This window comes from Curtobacterium sp. MCLR17_043 (genome assembly GCF_003224215.1).
Lineage (GTDB): Bacteria > Actinomycetota > Actinomycetes > Actinomycetales > Microbacteriaceae > Curtobacterium > Curtobacterium flaccumfaciens.
In genome coordinates, this window is the sequence record NZ_QKLH01000010.1 from 78,310 (window position 1) to 101,090 (window position 22,781).

Sequence of the window (22,781 nt, forward strand, 5' to 3'; positions counted from 1 at the left end):
ACCTGCGGGTCGCGGTGCCGGTGGCGGTCGCCTGGATCGCGACCGCCCTGCTCGTCGGCGTGCCCGACGTGGCAGCCGTGGTCGGTGGGGCCGCGGCGCTCCTCACCGGCGTCAGCGGGATCGTGCTCCGGTGGCGACGGGGCACCGGGGTCGTGCCGGTCGTCGCCGGGCTCCTGCTCGTCGCGGGGGCCCTGACGACGCTGCTCGCGGTGTCGGTCACCGTGGGGGAGTCCCGGCGGGCTCCGGAACCGCTGCGTGCGCTCGTCGCCGGGCCGGGGGCAGGGCGCGTCGACGTCGAGGCGGTGCTGACCCGCGACCTCGTGCCGGGTGACCGCTCCGTCACCGCGACGCTCGTGCGTGCGGACGACCTCGACGGGCTCCGCGTGCCGGTCCGGCTCGTTCCCGACCAGCACGGCGGTGCACCGGGAGCCGTGCTGGCAGCCGGTGCCCGGGTCACCGTGACCGCCGCCGTGCAGCCGGACGAACCCGGATCGGCGACCGCGTTCGTGGCGTTCCTGCGCGGGGCGCCGTCGTCGGTGCCGCCCGACGGACTGCTCGGCGCCACCGACACCGCGCGACAGGCCTTCGTGCGGGCCACTGCCGACCTGCCGCAGCCCGGAGCGGCACTGCTGCGCGGACTCGCGATCGGGGACCGCTCCGGCCTCGACCCGACGACCGAGGCGGCGATGGAGACCTCGGCGCTGACGCACCTGACGGCGGTGTCCGGGGCGAACTGCGCGGTGGTGGTCGGGCTCGTCGTGGTCCTCGGCCGTGCCTGCGGGCTACCGAGAGGCCCCCGAGCGGCGGCGGCCGTCGGCGTGCTCCTGGTGTTCGTCGTGCTCGTGCGGCCCGACCCCTCGATCGTCCGGGCGACGGTGATGGCGATCGTGGTGCTCGTCGTGCACCTGGCCGGCCGACCGGTGCGGGGCGTCCCGCTCATCGCCCTCGCCGCGGTCGGCATGCTCGTCGTCGACCCCTGGTTCGCCCGGTCGTTCGCGTTCGCCCTGTCCGTGCTCGCCACGAGCGGGATCGTGGTGCTCGGACCGCAGCTCACCGAGCTCCTGGCGCGTCGTGTGTGGCCGCCGGTCGCCGCGGCACTCGCGATCCCCGTCGCGGCGCAGGTGGCGTGCTGGCCGGTGACGATCCCGCTGTCGGCGGCGCTCCCGACCTACGCGGTGCCGGCGAACCTGCTGGCGGAGCCGTTCGCGCCGGTCGTCACGGTGGTCGGACTCGCCGCGTGTGGCCTCGCTCCGGTGTGGCCGGTGGGTGCGCAGGGGCTCGCGGCCGTCGCCTGGGTCCCGGCCGCCGCCGTCGGGGGCATTGCACACGGGGCGGCCGCCCTGCCGTACGCCTCGGCACCCTGGCCGGCCGGGGTGCTCGGTGTGGCCGCCGCCGTGCTCGTGTGCGGCTGCATCGCGGTCGCCGTGCTGGTCCGGGGGTGGATCGGCTCCCGGCTGCTGCTCGCCGCGGGGGTCGTGGTCGTGGTCGGTGTCGCAGCGGTCACCGTCCCGGTGCTCGTCGTCCGGGGCTCGGTGCCGGGCGACTGGTCGGTCGCCGCGTGCGACGTCGGGCAGGGGGACGCCGTGCTGCTCCGCGGTGACGACGCCGTCGCGCTCGTGGACACCGGCGACGACGAGGAACGGCTCCGGGCGTGCCTGGACCTGCTCGGGGTCTCCCGGATCGACCTGCTCGTCCTGACGCACTTCGACCGCGACCACGTCGGTGCGGTGGACGCTGTGGCCGGCACCGTCGAGACCGCCCTGGTCGGACCCGTGGGCCGTGCGTCGGACGAGCGGGTGGTCGACGACCTCCGGCGTGCCGGTGTCGACGTCCGGACGGCTCAAGACCGGGTCTCCGGAACCCTCGGGCCGCTCGCCTGGCGTGTGGTGTGGCCGCTGGTCGGCAACCGTGCCGCCGGCAACGACGCGAGCATCGTGCTGGTCACGGGGCCGGCCGACGGAGACTCCTGTCCGGCGTGCCTGACCGGGGTGTTCCTCGGCGACCTGGGGGAGTCGTCGCAGCGTCGGCTCCGGAACGCCGGGGAGCTTCCGGTGGGGCCGATCGACGTCGTGAAGGTGGCGCACCACGGCTCGGCCGACCAGGACCCGCAGCTCTACCGGGGGCTCGCCGCGCGGGTCGGGCTCATCGGGGTCGGCGCGGACAACCCCTACGGACACCCGACGGCATCGGCCCTCGGCATGCTCGAGGCCGCGGGCACGCTGCCGCTCCGCACCGACGAGCTCGGCACCGTGGTGCTCGCCCGGTCCGGCAGCGACGAGGTGCGGGTGTGGACGGAGCGCTCGTCGTCGGCGGCCGCCCGTAGGATCGACGGTGCACCACTCGACCCGGCACCGTCCGGGCCGGCACCACCGGAAGGACCACATGGCCGCCAAGAAGCCCGCGCGCGCCGCAGCGAAGATCGACCAGGTGCCCTGGTCGGGGATCCGTCCGGCGCCCGTCGTGCTCATCACGGGGCCCGAAGCGTTCCTCGCCGATCGCGCCCGCGGTGTGCTGAAGGACCTGCTGCAGGGCGAGGACCCCGCGCTCGAGGTGCACGACCTCGAAGCCGACCAGTACGCCCCCGGGCTCCTCGCGACCCTCGCCAGCCCGTCGCTGTTCGGCGAGCCGCGACTCGTGCAGGTCACGAACGTCGAGAAGTGCACCGACGCCTTCATCACCGAGACGATCTCGTACCTGCAAGCCCCCGCCGACGACGTCACCCTGGTGCTCCGGCACGGGGGTGGTGTGCGCGGCAAGAAGCTCCTCGACACGATCCGCAGCGGTGTCGGCGGCGGGGTCGAGGTGCTGTGCGACGAGCTCAAGCGCGAGACCGACCGCATCGACTTCGTGAACGCCGAGTTCCGCGCCGCACGCCGCCGGATCGCGCCCTCCGCCGTCCGGACCCTGGTGACCGCGTTCGCCGACGACCTCGCCGAACTCGCCGCCGCGTGCCGACAGCTCCTGGCGGACGAGGCCGAGGAGATCACCGACAAGGTCGTCGACAAGTACTACGGCGGTCGCGTCGAGACGAACGCGTTCAAGGTCGCCGACATCGCCCTCGCGGGCCGGTCGGCACCGGCGATCGTCGAGCTGCGGCATGCCCTGGCCACCGGCGAGGCACCCGTGCCGATCGTCGCCGCGTTCGCGAGCAAGATCCGCACGATGGCGAAGGTCAGCGCCTTCCGGGGTCCGAGCGGGCAGGCGGCCTCGGCGCTCGGCATGGCGCCGTGGCAGGTGCAGCGCGCGCAGCGTGACGTCGCCGGCTGGAGCGAGTCCGGGTTGGCCAACGCCATCATCAGCATCGCCGAGGCCGACACCGCGGTGAAGGGTGGCTCGCGCGACGCGCACTACGCGCTCGAGGTCATGGTCCGCACCATCGCCCGACGCGGCGAGCCCCGCTGAGGCGAGCCGGGCCTCCCGGCTGTCCCGCGCCTGTCGGCCGGCATTTCGTGAGCAGAAACGGTCGGGTGCGCCCTCGCGACCCGACCGTTTCTGCTCACGAAACGAAACAGAAGCCCCACACACGACGAAGGCCCCGCACCAACGGTGCGGGGCCTTCGGACCAGAAGGGTCAGGACGTCAGAGCGACGAGACCTTCTTCGCGATGGCCGACTTGCGGTTCGCGGCCTGGTTCTTGTGGATGACACCCTTGCTCACGGCCTTGTCGAGCTTCTTCGACGCGAGGGCCAGGGCAGCAACGGCCTTGTCCTTGTCGCCGGCGGCGACGGCGTCGTTGGCACGACGGATGTGCGTCTTGAGCTCCGACTTGTACGCCTTGTTGCGCTCGGTGGCCTTGAGGTTGGTCTTGATGCGCTTGATCTGCGACTTGATGTTCGCCATGAATTGCTCCTGCTCGTCTCGTACGGGTGGGCGCGACCGCAGGGTAGAGGGGCCCTTGGTCGCATCGCGTTCCACCCGTGGGCGGGGAACGCGGAAGCCAGCCACCAACACTACCAGGCAAGCGGGCTGCCACCAAAGCACGAAACACCGCCGGATCGGCGGAAGCCCGCGGCCGACCGCGCCGAAACCCCACGGCAACACGCACCGGATACCGTGACGGACATGCCCTCCCTCGCACCGCGCATCGACACCGTGCCCGCCTCCGGCATCCGGAGGGTCTTCGAGCAGGCAGCCCTGCTGCAGTCGAGCGGCACTGACGTCACGATGCTCGTGATCGGCGAGCCGGACGTCCCGGTGGCACCGCACATCGGTGAGGCAGCCCGTCGTGCCTGGACCGAGGACCGCACCGGGTACACCCCGAACGGCGGGATCGCGCCCCTCCGCGAAGCCGTCCGGGACAAGCTCCGCCGTGAGAACCGGATCGAGGCCGACCTCGAGCAGATCTGGATGACGATCGGTGCGACGCAGGCACTGTTCCAGGCGATGACGCTGACCCTGAGCCCGGGCGACGAGGTGCTCGTGCCGGACCCCGGCTACACGACCTTCACGATGAACGCCCACATCATCGGGGCGACCCCGGTGCCGTACCGGCTGGAGCCGCAGCACGGGTTCGAACCCGACCTGCAGGCCCTCGAGGCGAGCGTCACCGAACGCACCCGGGTGATCGTCGTCAACTCGCCGTCGAACCCGCTCGGCTCGGTCTTCGGCGAGGAGACCCTGCGCGCGCTGCTGGCCTTCGCGAAGCGGCACGACCTCTGGGTCATCAGCGACGAGGTCTACGAGTACTTCACCTACGGCACCCGGCACGTCAGCCTGGCGGCGCTCGACGAGGACGACCGCGTGTTCTCGGCGTTCTCGCTCAGCAAGACGTACGCGATGACCGGCGTCCGCGTCGGCTACCTCGTCACGCCGAAGGGGCTCGGCGCGACGATGCGGACCACGCAGGAGGCCATGATCAGCTGTGTCGCCGAACCCGACCAGTACGCGGCCCTCGCGGCGATCGTGGGGGACCACTCCGCGGTGCGCGACGCCCGGGAGCACTACCGCGCGAACCTCGAGGTCGCGAAGGAGACGCTCGACGCCGCCGGCATCCGGTACCTCGACCCGCGCGGGGCGTTCTACCTGTGGGTCGACATGTCGCACGCCTCCGACGGGGACATCGCCGAGTGGGCGCTCGGGTTCCTGCAGCGCGAGCGGGTCGCCGTCGCACCGGGCAGCGCCTTCGGACGCACCGGCGAGGGGTGGATCCGCGTCTGCCTCGCAGCCACTTCGGACGCCCTGCGGCGCGGCCTCGGTGCCCTGCCGGCTCCGGTGCACGCGACCGTCTGACGCGCGGTCCACATGGCCAGGAGGCCCGGTGCCGGTCGGCAGGACGGCGCACGGTGCGTGGTCCTCCACCTGGTGCGAGGCTGCTCGCCCCGTGCCGCGCAGCATCCGGACACCGGGCGGTCAAGTGCGCACGGCCCCGCCGCCCTCGCACCGTGCGGCGTCCAGCACGCCAACGCGAGAGCGCACCGGAAGCGGATCAACCGCGCACCGTGCGTGGTGGACGCGCGCCGTGCCTCCAGGTCGGGTGAAGCATGGGAGACTGTTGCGACCGTCCGACCCACCTGAGGAACCGTGAGCCCACAAGCATCCGCACCGCTGGAGCCCGCAGCGACCCCGGCCGACGCGATCCGCAACTTCTGCATCATCGCGCACATCGACCACGGCAAGTCGACGCTGGCCGACCGCATGCTGTCGATCACCGGCATCGTCGAGGACCGCGCGATGCGTGCGCAGTACCTCGACCGCATGGACATCGAGCGCGAGCGCGGCATCACGATCAAGTCGCAGGCCGTGCGCATGCCGTGGGAACTCGACGGTGAGACCTTCGCGCTGAACATGATCGACACCCCAGGGCACGTCGACTTCTCGTACGAGGTCTCCCGCTCCCTGGCCGCCTGCGAGGGCGCGATCCTGCTCGTCGACGCCGCCCAGGGCATCGAGGCGCAGACGCTCGCGAACCTGTACCTGGCGCTCGAGAACGACCTCGAGATCATCCCGGTCCTCAACAAGATCGACCTGCCGGCGGCCGAACCGGACAAGTACGCCGCCGAGCTCGCACAGCTCATCGGTGGCAAGCCCGAGGACGTCCTCCGGGTGTCCGGCAAGACGGGCGTCGGGGTGCCCGAGCTCCTCGACCTGGTCGTCCGTCGTGTTCCGGCCCCCGTCGGCGACGCCGAAGCGGCGCCCCGCGCGATGATCTTCGACTCGGTCTACGACAGCTACCGCGGCGTCGTCACCTACGTCCGCATGATCGACGGCACCATCTCGCCCCGCGAGAAGGTCCAGATGATGTCGACCAAGTCGACGCACGAGATCCTGGAGATCGGGGTCTCGAGCCCGGAGCCGAAGCCCACGAAGGGGCTGTCCGTCGGCGAGGTGGGCTACCTGATCACCGGTGTGAAGGACGTCCGCCAGTCCAAGGTCGGCGACACCGTCACGAGCGCGCAGAAGCCCGCGACCCAGGCGCTGCCCGGCTACACGGACCCGAAGCCGATGGTGTTCTCGGGCCTGTACCCGATCGACGGCAGCGACTACCCGGTGCTCCGCGAGGCGCTCGACAAGCTCAAGCTCTCCGACGCCGCACTGGTCTACGAGCCGGAGACCTCGGTCGCGCTCGGCTTCGGGTTCCGCTGCGGGTTCCTCGGGCTGCTGCACCTCGAGATCATCACCGAGCGGCTGTCCCGCGAGTTCGGCCTCGACCTCATCACCACGGCCCCGAGCGTCATCTACGAGGTCACGACCGAGGACAACGCCGTGACCGAGGTCACGAACCCCTCGGAGTTCCCGACCGGGCGCATCGTCGAGGTCCGTGAGCCGATGGTCCGCGCCGCGATCCTGGCCCCGAAGGACTACGTCGGCGCGATCATGGAGCTCTGCCAGCAGCGCCGCGGCTCCCTGCTCGGCATGGAGTACCTCGGCGAGGACCGCGTCGAGATCCGCTACGAGATGCCCCTCGGCGAGATCGTCTTCGACTTCTTCGACCAGCTGAAGAGCAAGACCCAGGGCTACGCGTCGCTCGACTACGAGCCCACCGGCGACCAGGCCGCCGACCTCGTCAAGGTCGACATCCTGCTGCAGGGCGACCAGGTCGACGCCTTCAGCGCGATCGTGCACCGCGACAAGGCGTACGCCTACGGCACGCTCATGACCGAGCGGCTGCGCAAGCTCATCCCGCGCCAGCAGTTCGAGGTGCCGATCCAGGCCGCCATCGGCGCCCGCATCATCGCCCGCGAGAGCATCCGCGCGATGCGCAAGGACGTCCTGGCCAAGTGCTACGGCGGTGACATCACCCGCAAGCGCAAGCTCCTCGAGAAGCAGAAGGAGGGCAAGAAGCGCATGAAGACCATCGGTCGGGTCGAGGTCCCGCAGGAGGCCTTCATCGCGGCGCTCTCCGGCGACGTCGAAGAGAAGAAGAAGTAGCGCCGGGTCAGCCGCTCCGGTGGGCGCGAGCCCGCAGCGCGGCCAGGCAGAGGGCCGGGAGGCTCGCTGCGGCAAGTCCCGCCAGCGCGGTCCGCAGGATGGCCCAGTGGGCAGCCGCGTCGAAGTCGGTCTGCTCGCCGGAGGCCATCCCGGCGACCACGGCGCCGACCACCATCGCGAGCGTCACGACCGCGAGGACCAGCGCCAGCCGGCGGCCGCGATCACGCCGCACCGCCGACACCAGTGCGGCACCGAACAGCAGCACCCCGGCGCCGGCGCAGCTCGCCCCGACGGCGGCGATGACGTTCGCGGTGTCGAAGCCGTTCCACGCCTCGGGCGCGATCGCGGCGGTGGCGTACCGGGCGGGCGACGCCGCAGCCGACGTGGTCACGTCCACCAGCACCCGGGCGGTCGCCGCCACGCCGAACGCGACGAGCGTGAGCGCGGCGAGGACGGCGGTCCGGCGGTCGACGGATCGCGGGCGGGCGGGGGTGGGGCGGGGCACCTGCTGACGATAGCCGCGGGGCGGACGGTTGTCGGGCCTCCAGTTCGGGGTGCACGGGTGCCGGGCCGACCCGCCGGACGTGAGCGCGGATCGGTTCGATCCGGGGCGGTCCGCCCAAGTACCATGGCAGCATGAGCATCCGCGGGAGCTACCGGACCGCCCTGACGTACGGCGCGGTGGGGGCGACCCAGGCGTCGGACCTCATGACCTACCCGCCGGACGGCTTCACGCCGGCCGAGTCGCGCGCCCGGATCGGACACGGCGACCAGCGGTTCGAGACCGCCGTCGTGCAGGCGCTGACGTGGCAGATCCAGGAACGCAGCGGAGTCCGCGTGCGGGTGGAGGAGCAGCCCGACGACGACGAGGTCCGGTACAACCCGGTGACCTTCGACGACGACGGTGTGCCGATCGCCCCGGCGTCCATCGGGACGCCCCGGGTCGAGAAGTTCGCCCCCGACGGCACCCCGCTGCTGACGGCGGGCACGAGCGCGACGCTGACGATCCACGCGTTCGGGCAGACCGTGCTGGCACCGGTGCGCGTCGTGTCGATCATCGACGAGCACGACCGCAAGGGGTTCGCCTACGGCACGCTCGAGGGGCACCCGCTCTCCGGCGAGGAGTCGTTCGTCGTCGAGCGCACCCCGGACGGGTCGGTGTGGCTGCAGGTCCGGCAGTTCTCGCAGCCGGCGAGCCGGAAGTGGCGCTTCGTGGCGCCGTTCGTGCGGCGGCAGCAGAAGGTCATGGCGGAGAAGTACCTGGCGGCGCTGCGAGGCGACTAGGCGACTAGGCGACTGGTCGCTCGGTCGCGGTCGCGGTCGCTCGCGGTCTCGCGACCCCGCCCGCTCCCGCCCGAGCCCGCTCCTCAGCGGAGCGGTGGGAGCGCGGCGATCGCGTCCTCGATGAGGGCGGCGTCCTGCTGGCAGTCGCGTGCGACGGTCACGGCGTTCGTGTGCCGCAGCGCATCGACGTCGTAGACACCTGTCGCCACGGCCAGGAAGGGGATGCCCGCGGCGTCCGCGGCCTCACCGTCGCGCGGGGTGTCGCCGACGATGACCGCCCGGGTGCCGACCAGTTCCGCGGCGGCGCGCAGGGTGACCCCGGCCCGCTCGACCTCGGTGTCGCCGAAGTACGAGTGCTCCCAGTCGAAGACGTCGGCGTCGAACCCGGCGCCGGTGAGCTTCACCCGGGCGCGGTACTCGGAGTTGCCGGTGAGCAGGCCGTTGCGCCAACCGAGTTCGGCGAAGCGGGTCAGGAGCGCCTTCGCCCCGGGGACGGGGCTGCGGTGGTCGCCGGAGGCGTGCCGTTCGGCGGTCAGGTCGTGCAGGTGCCGGCTGACCGTGGGGATCAGGGTGTCCTCGAACGCGTGGGCCCGCACGTGCTCGGCGATGAGCCCGGCGTCGGTCCGGCCGTGCTGGTGCCCGACCCGCAGGGTGAGGTCGCGGCCCACCGCTCGCTCGAGGGCGAGGTGGTAGAGGTTGCCCGGGGACGACGCGTTCATCACGAGGGTGCCGTCGATGTCCCACAGGACCGTGGTGGGGACGGGATGGTGCTCCATGGCTCCATCATGACGGAGAATGGAGCCCATGCCGAGTGCTCTCCCGATCGCCGATCCAGCACCAGCGGACGGCCTGATCACCCCGTGGGCGGCGGCGGGCTCCGCTGCCGGGCCGGGGGCTGGTCCCACCGCCGGTGACGTGCCCTTCGGCGTGTACGTGCACGTGCCGTTCTGCCGCGTGCGCTGCGGCTACTGCGACTTCAACACCTACACGGCGTCGGAACTCCGCGGCGTCCGTCGCGACGACTACGCCGGGCACGCAGTGCGCGAGATCGAGTGGGCCGCGACCGTGCTCGACCGTTCCGGTGTGCCGCGGCGGCCGGTGTCGACCGTCTTCTTCGGCGGCGGCACCCCGACCATGCTGCCGGCGTCCGACCTGGCGATGATCCTCCGTGCGATCGACGACACCTGGGGCATCCTGCCCGGGGCCGAGGTCACCACCGAGGCGAACCCGGACTCCGTCGACGCGGCGTCGCTCGAGACTCTGCGGGCCGGCGGCTTCAACCGGATCAGCTACGGCATGCAGTCCGCCGTGCCGCACGTGCTCGCCACGCTCGACCGCACGCACGACCCGCTCCGGGTCCCCGTCGTCGTCGACCTCGCGAAGCAGCAGGGACTCGACGTCTCGCTCGACCTCATCTACTCGACGCCGGGGGAGTCCCTCACCGACTGGCGGACCTCGCTCGACGCCGCGATCGCCTGCGAGCCCGACCACGTGTCGGCGTACTCGCTCATCGTCGAGGACGGCACCGCGATGGGCCGCATGGTCGCTCGCGGTGAGCTCCCCGCCCCCGACGACGACCTGGCCGCCGACATGTACGAGCTCGCCGACCAGGTGCTCAGCGACGCCGGCTACTCCTGGTACGAGGTGTCGAACTGGGCGCGCGGCGACGCGCACGCGAGTCGTCACAACCTGTCCTACTGGAAGGGCCACGACTGGTGGGGCGTCGGCCCCGGCGCGCACTCCGCCGTCGCCGGCACGCGCTGGTGGAACGTCAAGCACCCGGCCGCGTACGCGAACCGGGTGCTGTCGGGGGAGTCGCCGGCCGCCGGCCGCGAGACCATCGACGACGAGACGCGGTACGTCGAGCGACTGCTGCTGGCGGCGCGGGTCCGCGGGGAGCTCGCGACGAGCGAGATCCGCCAGGAGGCCCGTGGCCGGGTCGCCGGCCTCATCGCACGCGGACTCGTGGACGGGTCGGCCGCGGTGCGGGGACGGATCGACCTGACCCTGCAGGGTCGCCTGCTCGCCGACGCGGTGGTGCGGGAGCTGCTCGACTGAGGGGCGTGCGCACTGCTTGGTGCGCACTGCGTGCCGCTGCCGCTACTGCTTGATGAACTCGATCGAGAGCGGGTAGCGGTAGAACTGGCCCTGGTTCGCGGCGATCGCGGCCATGATGCTGAAGATCAGCGACACGATGCCCGCTGCCAGCACGATCAGGACCCCGACTCCGAACACCGACGTGAGCGAACCGACCACGTAGGCGATGCCCATCGTGATGTGGAAGTTCAGCGCGACGCGGGTGTGCTCGCGGACGAAGCCGCCGCGGTCGCGGAGGACCAGGTAGGCGACCAACGGCGCGATGAAGTTGAAGAAGATGCCGCCGATGTGCGTCAGCGTGGCCCACAGGCGCTGGTCCTCGGGGCTCATCGGCCGGGGCGGCGTGTAGCCGGCGGGGTACTGCGGTCCGCCGGGGTACTGCGGTCCGCCGGGCTGCTGGGGGCCACCGGGGCCGTGGCCGTACGGGCCGCCGGGCTGCTCGGGTCCGGGGCCGTCGGGCTGCTGTCCGTAGGTCATGGCGGAAGCGTATCGGCCGACCGCCCGGAAGTCCCGGGCCGTCAGCGGTCGGGCGTAGGATCAGCAGTCGACACGTCCGAGTGCCAGGTCGATCGGGAAAGGAGGCGCTCGTGGTCAGTGAACGCAGCCTCGAGGTCCTCAAGGCCATCGTGCGCGACTACGTGGCGTCGCGAGAACCCGTCGGGTCGAAGACCATCGTCGAGCGGCACGCCTTCGGGGTCAGCGCCGCGACGATCCGCAACGACATGGCCCTGCTCGAGGACGAGCAGCTGATCGCCGCGCCGCACACCTCGTCCGGCCGGGTGCCGACCGACAAGGGGTACCGCGTCTTCGTGGACCACCTGGCGGGTGCCCGTCCGCTCTCCAGCGCGCAGCGGCACGCCATCGAGACCTTCCTCGGCGCCCCGAACGACCTCGACGAGGTCCTCGGGCGCACCGTCCGGCTGCTCAGCCAGCTCACCAACCAGGTCGCCCTGGTGCAGTACCCCTCGCTGGTGCGCGCCCGGGTGCAGCACGTCGAGCTCGTCCGGCTCGGTGACGCCCGGTTGATGGTGGTGCTCATCACCGACACCGCCCGCGTCGAACAGCGCGTGGTCGAGACCGACGTCCCACTCGACGAAGACTCGCTGGGCGAACTCCGCACCGTGGTGAACGGCGCGACGGTGGGGCTCCTGCTGCAGGACGTCCCGACCGCGCTCCGAGCCGTGCCGCAGCAGCTCCGCCCCGACGCCCAGACGCTCGGCGGGGTCGTCGTCGCCACGCTCATCGAGCAGGTCGCTGCGAACCGGCAGGACCGCCTGCTGATGGCCGGTGCGGCCAACCTGGCGAAGAGCGAGCAGGACTTCTCCGGCGGGCTCTTCCCGGTGCTCGAAGCGATCGAGGAACAAGTCACCCTGCTCCGGTTGTTCGGGGAGATGCAGGTGGACGACATCGCGGTGGCGGCCAGCATCGGCGTCGAGAACGCCGAGTACGGGCTCGACGCCACGAGCATCGTCGCCGGCGGCTACCTGGCCGGTGGCGAGGTGGCCCGCCTGGGCGTCCTCGGACCGACCCGCATGGACTACGGCACGAACATGGCGGCCGTCCGCGCCGTCGCCCGCTACCTGTCCAAGCTCCTGGGCGAACACTGACCAACCGACCGAACCCAACCGACTGAGGGATACGTGGCAGACCACTACGACGTCCTCGGCGTCCAGCGAGACGCCTCCGATGCCGACATCAAGAAGGCCTACCGCCGCCTGGCGCGTGAGCTCCACCCGGACGTGAACCCGGCACCCGACGCCGCCGAGCGTTTCAAGGACGTGACGCACGCGTACGACGTGCTGAGCGATCCCGAGCAGCGGCGACGGTACGACGCCGGACCGCAGGCCGACAGCCCCTTCGGTGGTGGCGCCGGTGGCTTCAGCGACATCTTCGACGCCTTCTTCGGCGGCGGCGGTGGCGGTGGCCGTGGGTCGGGCCCGCGCAGCCGTGCTGAGCGCGGCCAGGACGCCCTGCTCCGCATCGAGGTCGACCTCGACGAGGTCGTCTTCGGCACCCACAAGGACGTCGAGGTCGACACGGCGGTGCTGTGCGAGACCTGCCACGGCTCCTGCTGCGCACCGGGCACCAGCCCGCGCACGTGCGACATCTGCGGCGGCTCCGGGCACATCCAGCGCCAGGTCCGTTCGCTCCTGGGCAACGTGGTGACGAGCGCCCCGTGCGGCACGTGCCGCGGCTACGGCACCGTCATCCCGAGCCCCTGCCCGACCTGCCAGGGTCAGGGCCGCGTCCGCGCGCGTCGTACCGTGCCGGTGGACGTCCCCGCCGGCGTCGACTCCGGACTCCGCCTGCAGATGCCCGGCCAGGGTGAGGTCGGTCCGGCCGGCGGCCCGTCCGGCGACCTGTACCTCGAGATCCGCGTGCGCCACGACGACGTCTTCAGCCGGGACGGCGACGACCTGCTCGCGACGCTCGAGGTCGGCATGACCGACGCCGTCCTCGGCACGACCACCACGATCGACGGCCTCGACGGTCCGGTCGAGCTCGAGATCCGTCCCGGTGTGCAGAGTGCCGACGTCCTCGTCATCAAGGACCGCGGCATCACGAAGCTGCGCGGGAACGGCCGCGGTGACCTGCGCGTCGGCGTGCAGGTCGTCACGCCGACCAAGTTGTCCCACAAGGAACGGCAGCTGGTCGAGCAGCTCGCGAAGTCGCACAAGACCACCGCCCCGCAGCTCGCTCGGTTCCAGCAGGGCATGTTCGGCAAGCTCCGCGACCGGTTCTTCAACCACTGATGGCGTCGCTGTACCTCGTCGACTCGCTGGACGGCGTCGCCGTCGGTGCCCCGGTGTCGCTCGACGGCGCCGAGGGCCGGCACGCGGTCTCCGTCGCGCGCGTGCGGGTCGGCGAGGTCCTGCGGATCGCCGACGGTCGGGGCACCGTGGTGTCCGGTCCCGTCACCACGCTCGGCAAGGACACGCTGGAGCTCGCGGTCGAGACCGTCGAGCACCAGGATCCACCGCGCCCGTCGCTGACCCTCGTGCAGGCCCTGGCGAAGGGCGGCCGTGACGAGATGGCGGTGCAGGCGGCGACCGAGATCGGCGTCGACCGGGTCGTGCCGTGGTCGGCCGCGCGCAGCGTCTCCCGGTGGGACGGCGCGAAGGTCGAGAAGGGCCGTGCCCGGTGGGCAGCGATCGCGCACGAGGCCGCGAAGCAGGCGATCCGTCCGCGCGTGCCCGTCGTCGCGCCGCTGGTGACGACCGGACAGCTCGTGTCCGCGCTCGGAGCGGGGACCGCCCTCGTCCTGCTCGACCCGACCGCGACCGTGCGACTCGCCACCTGGGAACCCCCGACGGACGCCGAGGACATCGCACTCGTCGTCGGCCCCGAAGGCGGCATCGACGGCGCGGAGCTCGACCGGCTCGAGGCCGCGGGTGCCGTGCGGGTCCGACTCGGCGACAGCGTGCTCCGCACGTCCACCGCCGGACCGGCGGCACTCGCTGTCCTGCAGGCGCGACTGGGCCGCTGGTGAGCCGGACCACGCCGTCGGGCGCGTCCTACGATGGAGCCATGAGCAGCAGCACGCCCAGCGTCTTCTCCAAGATCATCGCGCGCGAGATCCCGGCGACCATCGTCGCCGAGGACGACCGTGTGATCGCGATCGAGGACATCGCCCCGAAGGCTCCCGTCCACGTGCTCGTCGTCCCCAAGACCGAGCAGTACGCGACCGTCGGCGAACTCGCAGCGGGCGACCCCGACCTGCTGGCCCACGTCGTCGCCACCGCGCAGCGCATCGCCGACGACCGCGCCGACGGCCAGTTCCGACTCGTCTTCAACACCGGCGAAGCCGCCGGTCAGACCGTGTTCCACGTGCACGCGCACGTACTCGCAGGTGAACTGCAGGAAGGCACCCTTGCCGGTTAACGAACCAGTACAGCCCACCGCCGCCGACGACGAGCCCGTCTCGGTCTCGCTCCAGGTCGACGGCATCGCCATGGTGCAGCTGCTCGGCCCCCAGGACCGTCTGCTCAAGACGGTCGAGCGCCAGTACCCGGGCGTCCGGGTCGTCGTCCGCGGCAACGAGGTCACGCTGACCGGGCCCGAGCGCGATGTCGCACGCGCGAAGGCGCTCGTCGACGAGCTCGTCGGCATGGTCCGGCGTGGGCAGGAGATCGGCCCGGCCGACATCCCGATGTCGGCACGGATCCTCGACGACGACCGCAAGCCGTCCGACACCTTCGGCACCCCGATCGTGTCGAGCCGCGGCAAGTCCGTGCGGCCGAAGACCGACGGGCAGCGTGCCTACGTCGACGCCATCGACGAGCACACCATCACGTTCGGCATCGGGCCGGCCGGTACCGGCAAGACGTACCTGGCGATGGCCAAGGCCGTGCAGGCGCTGCAGCGGCGCGAGGTCAACCGGATCATCCTCACCCGTCCCGCGGTCGAGGCCGGCGAGCGGCTCGGCTTCCTGCCGGGCACGCTGACCGACAAGATCGACCCGTACCTGCGCCCGCTGTACGACGCCCTGAACGAGATGATGGACCCGGAGCTGGTCCCGAAGCTCCTGGCGGCCGGCACCGTCGAGGTGGCCCCGCTGGCGTACATGCGTGGCCGGACCCTCAACGACTCCTTCGTGGTGCTCGACGAGGCGCAGAACACCACGCCCGAGCAGATGAAGATGTTCCTGACCCGCCTCGGGTTCGGTTCGAAGATGGTCATCACGGGCGACATCACCCAGGTCGACCTGCCGGGCAACGTCTCCGGTCTCCGGCTCGTGACCCGCATCCTCGACCAGGTCGAGGACATCCACTTCGCCCGTCTCGGCAGCGAGGACGTGGTCCGCCACACCCTCGTCGGCCGGATCGTCGACGCCTACACGGTCTACGACGAGGAGCGCCTCGCCGAGCAGGCCGGGCAGCGCCCCGGTGGCCGTGGCACCGCCCCGGTCGGCAACCCCGACGGCGCCAACCGCGCCGAACGCCGTGGGCGCCCGCCGCAGGACCGCGCACGACCCCCGTACCCCCAGAACGACGCCCGAGGAGGCACCCGGTGAGCATCGAGCTCAACAACGAGTCCGGCGTCGAGGTGGACGAGGCCGCGATCCAGCGGCTCGCCGCCTTCGCCCTGGACGCGATGCACGTCCACGCCGATGCGGAGCTCGCGATCGTGCTGGTCGACGAGGGCGCGATGGAGCAGCTGCACGTGCGGTGGATGGACGAGCCCGGTCCGACGGACGTCCTGAGCTTCCCGATGGACGAGCTGCGTCCCGGCACCGAGGACGACCCCACGCCGGCCGGGCTGCTGGGCGACATCGTGCTCTGCCCGCAGGTGGCCGAGGAGCAGGCGAAGACCGCCGGGCACTCGAGCACCGACGAGATGCTGCTGCTCACCTGCCACGGCATCCTGCACCTGCTCGGCTTCGACCACGCCGAGCCCGACGAGAAGGCCGAGATGTTCGGCATCCAGGGCGAGATCCTGACCGCCTTCGCCGCCCAGCACCGAGGGCGGTAGCCGGTGGTCGTCGTCGCCGGACTCCTCGCGGTGGCGCTGGGGCTCGTCGTGCTCGGCGGACTCCTCGCCGCGAGCGACGCCGCGCTCTCGGTGGTCTCCCGTGCCGACCTCGAGGAGATCGCCAGGGGCAACAAGCGCCGCCGCGCCATCGAGGCGATCGCGGACGACGTCGGGGCGCACGTCAACGCGCTGAACTTCTTCCGCGTCCTCGCCGAGACCGCGGCCGCGGTGCTCGTGACGATCGCCCTCGTGCGCGCCTTCGACAGCTGGTGGCTCGCACTCGTGCTCTCCGCCGCGATCATGACCGCGGTGTCGTTCGTCCTGGTCGGGTCGAGCCCGCGCAGCGTCGGACGCGCCCACGCCGAGCGGTTGATCGGTGCGACCGGCGGCATCGTCCGCGGTGTCCGCATCGTGCTCGGTCCGCTGGCCGGGCTGCTCGTGCGGATCGGCGACCGGGTCACCCCGGGCCGCGGCCGGAGTGCCTCCACCGTGTCGAGCGAGGAGCAGCTGCTCTCGCTCGTCGACGAGGCCACCGAGAGCAACGTGCTCGAGGACGAGGACCGTGAGCTCATCCACTCGGTGTTCGAGTTCAGCGACACCCTGGTGCGCGAGGTCATGGTGCCCCGCACGGACATGCTCACCGTCGACGGTGCAGAGACGCTGGCCGCGGCCATGGAGCAGTTCCTGGCAGCCGGGGTGTCCCGGATGCCGGTGACGGGCAAGGACAGCGACGACGTGCGGGGCGTGCTCTACCTGCGCGACGTCGCGCGGTCGCTGTACGAACGACCGGCGTCCCGCAGCGAGCGGGTCAGCCGGCTGCTGCGGCCCGCAGAGTTCGTGCCGGAGTCGAAGCACGCCGACGACACCCTGCGGCACATGCAGGTCGCCAAGAACCACCTGGTGCTGGTGGTCGACGAGTACGGCGGAGTCGCCGGGCTCGTGACCATGGAGGACCTCATCGAAGAGCTCGTCGGGGACATCTCCGACGAGTACGACCGCGCCGTCGTCGACCGGACCGAGGTCGAACCGGGCATCTGGCGGATCTCCGCCCGACTGCCGATCGACGAGCTCGGCGACCTCTTCGGCATCGAGCTCGACGACGACGACGTCGACACCGCCGGTGGCCTGCTCACCAAGGAGCTCGGACACCTGGCGGTCTCCGGCGACACCGTCACCGTGTCCGGGGTCGTCCTGACCGCCGACCGGGTCGAGGGCAAGCGCCGCCACCTCATCACCGTGCTCGCCGAGCGCACCCATGCCCTGGCCGACGTCGAGGACGCCTTCGACGACGCCGAACCCACCACGACGGGAACCACGCACGCATGACCGACACCGACACCACCGAGGCCGGCTCGGACAAGCCCTACCGCGCGGGCTTCGTCTCGTTCGTCGGCCGTCCGAACGTCGGCAAGTCGACGCTGACCAACGCCCTGGTGGGCGAGAAGGTCGCCATCACCTCGTCGAAGCCGCAGACCACCCGGCGCGCCATCCGCGGGATCGTGCACCGGCCCGACGGCCAGGTGATCATCGTCGACACCCCGGGTGTCCACCGTCCGCGCACCCTGCTCGGCGAACGGCTCAACGACCTCGTGCAGTCCACCCTCGGCGACGTCGACGTGATCGGGTTCTGCGTGCCGGCGAACGAGCCCGTCGGTCCCGGTGACCGGTTCATCAACGACACGCTCGACCAGTACCCGCGGGCGAAGAAGATCGCGATCGTCACGAAGATCGACAGCGCCTCGAAGGACCGCGTCGGTGAGCAGCTGCTGGCCGTCTCGAAGCTCCGCGACTGGGACGCTGTGGTGCCGACCTCGGGCACCCGGGGCATGCAGCTCGAAGACCTGCTGGGCGTCGTCACGAGCCTGCTGCCCGAGTCGCCGCAGCTGTACGACTCGAGCGCCGTGACCGAGGAGACCGACGAGGAGCGCATCGGGGAGCTCATCCGCGAAGCCGCGCTCGAGGGCGTCCGCGACGAGCTGCCGCACTCGCTCGCCGTGGTCATCGAGGACATCGTCGAGCCCGACGCCGACGAGGACGCCGACGGCCCCCTGCGCATCTTCGCGAACCTGTTCGTCGAGCGGGACAGCCAGAAGGCGATCGTCATCGGACACAAGGGCGAGCGCCTGAAGGACGTCGGTTCGCGGGCCCGCGTCGAGATCGAGTCGCTGCTCGGGGGCCGGCACGTCTACCTGAACATCCGCGTGAAGGTGGCCAAGGAGTGGCAGCGTGACCCGAAGCAGCTCGGACGCCTCGGCTTCTGACCGTCCGCCGCTCGCACCCCGGGTCATCCGGGCGAGGGACGCGGGGTCGAGCGGCCCGCCGTACCGTGGACGGGTGTTCCGTCCCATGCTGCGCGCGCAGGTCATCACCGACCTGCTGATCGCCGTGCTGCTCGGCGGCCTCGTGCTGGTCGCCAGCGGGCGCGGGCTCGACGGGCCGTTGTCCGTGGTCACCGTCGTCGGGATGACCGGCGCCCTGGCACTCCGGCGCCTGTCACCCGGGCTCGCCCTCGCCGTCGCGTGGGTGTTCGCGGTCTTCGAGATGGTCACCCTGCAGGTGCCGGACGTGTCGAACGCGTTCATCGCCGGCGTCATGTACACGACGAGTGCGTACGGCAGCCGCCGTGTGCGGCTGGCCGGGCTCGTGTCGGCGATCGTCGGCTCCGTGGCCGCGGCCGCCTACATGGGCTTCGACGACTACCAGAACCGACTCACCTACGAGACCGCGTCGACGCCGCTGCAGGAGTCGCTGCAGGTCACCCTGTCGTTCTTCGCCGTCGTCCTGCTCCTGCTGCTGCTGCCGTGGCTCGCCGGACTCGTGGTCCGGACCCGTCGCTCGGCGAGCATGAGTCGCGAGGCCCAGCTGCTCGCCGAACGTGACGCCGCGCGGGCCGACCGGGCCGTCGCGGTCGAGCAGGAGCGCGTGCGGATCGCCCGCGACATGCACGACATCGTCGCGCACTCGCTCGCGGTGGTCATCGCGCAGTCCGACGGCGCCCGGTACGCCCTGAAGGCCGACCCCGCGGTGGCCGACCAGGCCCTCAGCACCATCTCGGCCACGGCCCGGCGCGCACTCGGCGACGTGCGCGAACTCCTCGGCGCGCTCCGGCACGAGCAGGGGACCGCGCCGACGCCCGAGATCGACGACATCGACCGGCTCGTCGACGAGATGCGGCAGCTCGGGCTCGATGTGTGCGTGGAGCGCGAGGGCGATCCCGCGGGGCTGCCGACCACCACGCAGCTCGCGGTCTACCGGATCGTGCAGGAGAGCCTGACGAACGCGTACAAGCACGGAGAGCCCGGCAGCCCGGTGCGTGCCGCTCTGACCTACCGGCCGGACACGGTCGAGATCGCCGTCGTGAACCGCCGTGCCGATGACGGTGTCCGCGGCCCCGGCACGGGCCACGGCCTGGTCGGCATGCGCGAGCGCGCCGTGATGACCGGCGGCACCATGACCGCCGGGGCCCGAGGGGACGACTTCGCGGTCGCCGTCCGGATGCCGACCGTCCCGGCCAGCGGGCAGATGCCCCGGGGCCGGATCACCCCGACCGAGCAGGAGCGCACCGCCCGATGACCACGATCCCGACCGACGAGCACTCGATCCGCGTCGCCCTCGTCGATGACCAGGCGCTGTTCCGCACCGGCATCCGGATGCTCATCGACTCGCAGCCCGACCTGCGGTTCGTCGGCGAGGCGGGCGACGGTGCCGAGGGGGTCGAACTCGTCCGGCGGACCCGTCCCGACGTGGTGCTGATGGACGTCCGGATGCCCGTGATGGACGGCATCACGGCGACCGGTCACATCGTCGAGCAGTCGGGCACCGACGGCGCGAAGGTCCTCGTGCTGACCACGTTCGACTTCGACGAGGCCGCCGCCAAGGCCATCCGCGCCGGTGCGAGCGGCTTCGTGCTCAAGGACGCCGACCCCGAGTTCCTGCTCGCGGCGGTCCGGACCGTGCACGCCGGCACCGCGGTGTTCGCCGCTTCGGCCACGCGGGAGCTCCTGCGCCGGTACGACGACTCGGTCGGCCGCGCCGCCGCCGTGCCCGCTGCGTTCGCCGACCTCACCCCGCGTGAGCGCGAGATCTTCGACCTGGCCGCCCGGGGGTTCAGCAACAGCGAGATCGCCCAGCACGAGTACGTCAGTGAGGCGACCGTGAAGACGCACATCTCGCGGGTCCTGACGAAGCTCGAGCTCCGCGACCGGGTGCGGCTCGTCGTCTTCGCCCACGAGCACGGGCTCGTCACCAAGGCCGACTGACGCCGGGTCATCCGCGGGGATGACCCCTCCACAGGCAACCGAGCCGAGCGGACGATCCACAGGAGCCGATCGGGCGACGCGGGACAGGACCGCTGACCGTCATCGTGGATGCATGACCACGAGCCACGCCCCGATCATCCGCCTCGACCACGTGTCCAAGCACTACGGCGACGACGCCCGACGTGTGACCGCGCTCGACGACGTCAGCGTCGACATCGGCGCGGGGGAGTTCACCGCGGTGATGGGCCCGTCCGGGTCCGGCAAGTCGACGCTCATGCACGTCGCGGCCGGCCTCGACGCCGTGTCCACCGGCCGGATCCAGATCGACGGCGTCGACATCACGGCCCTGGGCGACAAGGACCTCACCGAGCTGCGTCGTCGTCGGCTCGGCTTCGTGTTCCAGTCGTTCAACCTCGTCCCGACGCTCGACGTCAGCGAGAACATCCGGCTGCCGTTCCTGCTCGGTGGGCACAAGCCCTCGCACGAGGAGACCGCCTGGATCGACCGGCTGGTCGAGATGCTCGGGCTCGGCAACCGGCTGACCCATCGTCCACACCAGCTCTCCGGCGGGCAGCAGCAGCGCGTCGCCATCGCACGGGCGCTCGCATCGCGACCGGCGGTGGTCGTCGCCGACGAACCGACCGGCGCGCTCGACTCCCGCACGGGGCGCGACGTGCTCGCGATCCTCCGCGGTGCCGTCCAGGAGTGGGGGCAGAGCGTCGTCATGGTCACGCACGACCCGGTGGCAGCCGCGAACGCCGACCGCATCCTGTTCCTGGCCGACGGCCGGATCGTCGCCGACCGCCCCGCGATGGACGCCGGCGCGATCTCCACGACGATGCTCGGGATGGAGGCAGCAGCGTGAACGGCGTCCGCTCCTTCGCCCCCACCGTCCTGGTCGCCGCCCTCGGCACCACGTTCGGTTCCGCCCTCGTCATCGCACCGGGGATCGTGACCGAGGCGCTCCGAGCCGCCGGGGTCGCCGACCTCGGCCCGATCAAGGCGATCCTGTCGGTGGTCGGGTGGCTGTTCCTCGGCATCGCGCTCTACGTCGGCGCGATCGTCACCGCGAACACCTGCGCCACCCTGATCGCCGGGCAGACCCGGATCATCGCCCTGCAGCGGTTGGTCGGCGCGACCGGTGCGACCTTGCGGGCGCGGATCACGCGCACCGGCCTGGTGGTCGGTGTGCTCGGCGGGGTCGTCGGCGCCGTCGTGGGGACCGCGCTCTCGACCCTGTTCGTCATCGTCCTGCGGGGCAACGGGGTCCTGCCCGAGGCCGACTACACGTACGTGCCGTGGGAGCTCGTCCTGCCGGTCGTGGCCGTCGTCCTCGCCACCTGGGGTGCCTTCGCTGCCGGGTCGCGCCGCGTGCTCACCGTCACCCCGCTCGAAGCGCTGTCGTCGTCCGTCGAGCCGAGCCACGACGACGTCCGGTCCGGTACGGCCCGCAAGGTCTGGGCGATCGTGCTGATGGCCGGCGGCGCGGTGCTGATGCTGCTCGGGCTCGCGGTGAGCTCGCTGTCCCCGGTCGCGGTCCTGCCGGCGGCGCTCGGCGGGTTCGTGTCCTTCGCGGGGGTCGCCGTGGGGGCGACGATCGTGATGCCGCCCGTGCTGCAGCTGATCGGCCGCATCGGCTCGCACGACCCCGTCGTCCTGCTCGCCGGACGGAACGCGATGCGTGCGCCCGGGCGGTCCTCGCGGGCGACCATCGGGCTCGTCATCGGCGTCACGCTGCTCGTCACCTTCGCGGTCGCGCTCGGCATCATGCAGCACGTGCTCGAGACCGAGATGCGCGCCATGAGCGCCGGGAGCGCCACCCCGCAGATGATCGAGGCGCAGCGGGACCTCTTCGTGCAGATCAACGCCGTCGTCAGCGTGGTCGTCGGGTTCTCCGCCGTGATCGCCGCCGTCGGCGTCGTGAACGCCCTGGCGCTCGGGGTGCTCCAGCGTCGACGCGAGCTCGGGCTGCTGCGGGTGCTCGGCCTGACCGGTGCGCAGGTCCGACGGATGATCGTGACCGAGGCCGTGCAGATGGTCGTCGCGGCCGTCGTCGCGGGGCTCGCACTCGGCACGCTGTACGGCTGGGTCGGCGGGCAGACGCTCCTCGGCTCGCTCGGGACGCCCGTGGCGCCGGTGCTGCCGCCGCTGACCATCGGCATCGTGGTGATCGGCGCGCTGGTCCTGGCGGTCGTCGCCACCATCGCCCCCGTGCGGCGCGCGATGCGCGTCCCGCCGACCGAGGCGCTCGCGGTCGACTGACCCGTCGCCCTGGTCGCACCACGCGACGACACGGGAGGC

21 protein-coding genes and 1 pseudogene are annotated in these 22,781 nt (G+C 71.9%); 18 read left to right on the plus strand and 4 right to left on the minus strand.

Going from position 1 to position 22,781, the window contains the following annotated elements:
- Positions 1 to 686: 686 nt before the first annotated feature.
- Positions 687 to 1,706 (plus strand): annotated as a pseudogene (locus DEJ03_RS18385) (ComEC/Rec2 family competence protein); the annotation flags it as partial.
- 676 nt (positions 1,707 to 2,382) lie between these two features.
- Entirely contained in the window at positions 2,383 to 3,402 is a 1,020-nt protein-coding gene (gene holA, locus DEJ03_RS11155; protein WP_027465301.1) for a DNA polymerase III subunit delta, read from the plus strand.
- 177 nt (positions 3,403 to 3,579) lie between these two features.
- Here the strand turns inward: holA and rpsT are convergent, their stop codons facing one another.
- On the minus strand, positions 3,580 to 3,840 hold the full coding sequence (gene rpsT / locus DEJ03_RS11160; RefSeq protein ID WP_017886662.1) for a 30S ribosomal protein S20: 261 nt from the start codon (positions 3,838 to 3,840) through the stop codon (positions 3,580 to 3,582).
- Positions 3,841 to 4,062: 222 nt separating this feature from the next.
- Between rpsT and DEJ03_RS11165 the strand changes: the two genes are divergently transcribed.
- The gene (locus DEJ03_RS11165; protein ID WP_110864641.1) at positions 4,063 to 5,229 is read left to right on the plus strand and encodes a pyridoxal phosphate-dependent aminotransferase; all 1,167 of its coding nucleotides are present in this window, start codon (positions 4,063 to 4,065) and stop codon (positions 5,227 to 5,229) included.
- 291 nt (positions 5,230 to 5,520) lie between these two features.
- Positions 5,521 to 7,368, plus strand: coding sequence for a translation elongation factor 4 (gene lepA / locus DEJ03_RS11170; RefSeq protein WP_017886664.1), 1,848 nt, complete (start codon positions 5,521 to 5,523; stop codon positions 7,366 to 7,368).
- Between the two features lie 7 nt (positions 7,369 to 7,375).
- On the opposite strand, the gene DEJ03_RS11175 is transcribed toward lepA, so the two are convergent.
- Positions 7,376 to 7,873, minus strand: a complete 498-nt coding sequence (locus DEJ03_RS11175) for a hypothetical protein (protein WP_110864642.1) — start codon at positions 7,871 to 7,873, stop codon at positions 7,376 to 7,378.
- Between the two features lie 131 nt (positions 7,874 to 8,004).
- On the opposite strand from DEJ03_RS11175, the gene DEJ03_RS11180 reads away from it, so the two are divergent.
- Positions 8,005 to 8,652 (plus strand): DUF1990 family protein, encoded by a 648-nt coding sequence (locus tag DEJ03_RS11180; RefSeq protein ID WP_035808235.1) that lies wholly within the window; start codon positions 8,005 to 8,007, stop codon positions 8,650 to 8,652.
- A gap of 83 nt (positions 8,653 to 8,735) precedes the next feature.
- Here the strand turns inward: DEJ03_RS11180 and DEJ03_RS11185 are convergent, their stop codons facing one another.
- Positions 8,736 to 9,428 (minus strand): HAD family hydrolase, encoded by a 693-nt coding sequence (locus tag DEJ03_RS11185; RefSeq protein WP_181422685.1) that lies wholly within the window; start codon positions 9,426 to 9,428, stop codon positions 8,736 to 8,738.
- 28 nt (positions 9,429 to 9,456) lie between these two features.
- On the opposite strand from DEJ03_RS11185, the gene hemW reads away from it, so the two are divergent.
- The gene (gene hemW / locus DEJ03_RS11190) at positions 9,457 to 10,710 is read left to right on the plus strand and encodes a radical SAM family heme chaperone HemW (protein WP_110864644.1); all 1,254 of its coding nucleotides are present in this window, start codon (positions 9,457 to 9,459) and stop codon (positions 10,708 to 10,710) included.
- A gap of 42 nt (positions 10,711 to 10,752) precedes the next feature.
- Here hemW and DEJ03_RS11195 read toward each other — a convergent pair whose 3' ends face one another.
- Entirely contained in the window at positions 10,753 to 11,226 is a 474-nt protein-coding gene (locus DEJ03_RS11195; protein ID WP_309146892.1) for a DUF4870 domain-containing protein, read from the minus strand.
- Positions 11,227 to 11,336: 110 nt separating this feature from the next.
- On the opposite strand from DEJ03_RS11195, the gene hrcA reads away from it, so the two are divergent.
- From hrcA to DEJ03_RS11255, 12 genes are all read left to right on the plus strand, one after another.
- Complete coding sequence (gene hrcA, locus DEJ03_RS11200) at positions 11,337 to 12,356, plus strand: heat-inducible transcriptional repressor HrcA (RefSeq protein ID WP_110864645.1); 1,020 nt, start codon at positions 11,337 to 11,339, stop codon at positions 12,354 to 12,356.
- Between the two features lie 33 nt (positions 12,357 to 12,389).
- On the plus strand, positions 12,390 to 13,502 hold the full coding sequence (gene dnaJ / locus DEJ03_RS11205; RefSeq protein ID WP_017886671.1) for a molecular chaperone DnaJ: 1,113 nt from the start codon (positions 12,390 to 12,392) through the stop codon (positions 13,500 to 13,502).
- Entirely contained in the window at positions 13,502 to 14,239 is a 738-nt protein-coding gene (locus DEJ03_RS11210; protein WP_110864646.1) for a 16S rRNA (uracil(1498)-N(3))-methyltransferase, read from the plus strand. The genes dnaJ and DEJ03_RS11210 overlap by 1 nt, the downstream gene beginning before the upstream one ends.
- Positions 14,240 to 14,277: 38 nt before the next feature.
- Complete coding sequence (locus DEJ03_RS11215; protein ID WP_110864647.1) at positions 14,278 to 14,631, plus strand: histidine triad nucleotide-binding protein; 354 nt, start codon at positions 14,278 to 14,280, stop codon at positions 14,629 to 14,631.
- Positions 14,621 to 15,763, plus strand: a complete 1,143-nt coding sequence (locus DEJ03_RS11220) for a PhoH family protein (RefSeq protein WP_071405705.1) — start codon at positions 14,621 to 14,623, stop codon at positions 15,761 to 15,763. The genes DEJ03_RS11215 and DEJ03_RS11220 overlap by 11 nt, the downstream gene beginning before the upstream one ends.
- Positions 15,760 to 16,221, plus strand: a complete 462-nt coding sequence (gene ybeY / locus DEJ03_RS11225; RefSeq protein ID WP_017886675.1) for an rRNA maturation RNase YbeY — start codon at positions 15,760 to 15,762, stop codon at positions 16,219 to 16,221. The genes DEJ03_RS11220 and ybeY overlap by 4 nt, the downstream gene beginning before the upstream one ends.
- Before the next feature lie 3 nt (positions 16,222 to 16,224).
- Positions 16,225 to 17,547 carry a hemolysin family protein gene (locus DEJ03_RS11230; RefSeq protein ID WP_110864648.1) on the plus strand — a complete coding sequence of 441 codons (1,323 nt, stop codon included), beginning with the start codon at positions 16,225 to 16,227 and terminating at the stop codon, positions 17,545 to 17,547.
- Positions 17,544 to 18,482 (plus strand): GTPase Era, encoded by a 939-nt coding sequence (gene era, locus DEJ03_RS11235; RefSeq protein WP_110864649.1) that lies wholly within the window; start codon positions 17,544 to 17,546, stop codon positions 18,480 to 18,482. The genes DEJ03_RS11230 and era overlap by 4 nt, the downstream gene beginning before the upstream one ends.
- A gap of 73 nt (positions 18,483 to 18,555) precedes the next feature.
- Positions 18,556 to 19,794 carry a sensor histidine kinase gene (locus DEJ03_RS11240; RefSeq protein WP_220034132.1) on the plus strand — a complete coding sequence of 413 codons (1,239 nt, stop codon included), beginning with the start codon at positions 18,556 to 18,558 and terminating at the stop codon, positions 19,792 to 19,794.
- Complete coding sequence (locus DEJ03_RS11245) at positions 19,791 to 20,480, plus strand: response regulator transcription factor (RefSeq protein WP_035808237.1); 690 nt, start codon at positions 19,791 to 19,793, stop codon at positions 20,478 to 20,480. The genes DEJ03_RS11240 and DEJ03_RS11245 overlap by 4 nt, the downstream gene beginning before the upstream one ends.
- A gap of 112 nt (positions 20,481 to 20,592) precedes the next feature.
- Complete coding sequence (locus DEJ03_RS11250) at positions 20,593 to 21,345, plus strand: ABC transporter ATP-binding protein (protein WP_071405701.1); 753 nt, start codon at positions 20,593 to 20,595, stop codon at positions 21,343 to 21,345.
- Entirely contained in the window at positions 21,342 to 22,742 is a 1,401-nt protein-coding gene (locus DEJ03_RS11255) for an ABC transporter permease (RefSeq protein ID WP_110864651.1), read from the plus strand. Before DEJ03_RS11250 ends, DEJ03_RS11255 begins: the two co-directional genes overlap by 4 nt.
- The last annotated feature ends 39 nt before the right edge of the window (positions 22,743 to 22,781 follow it).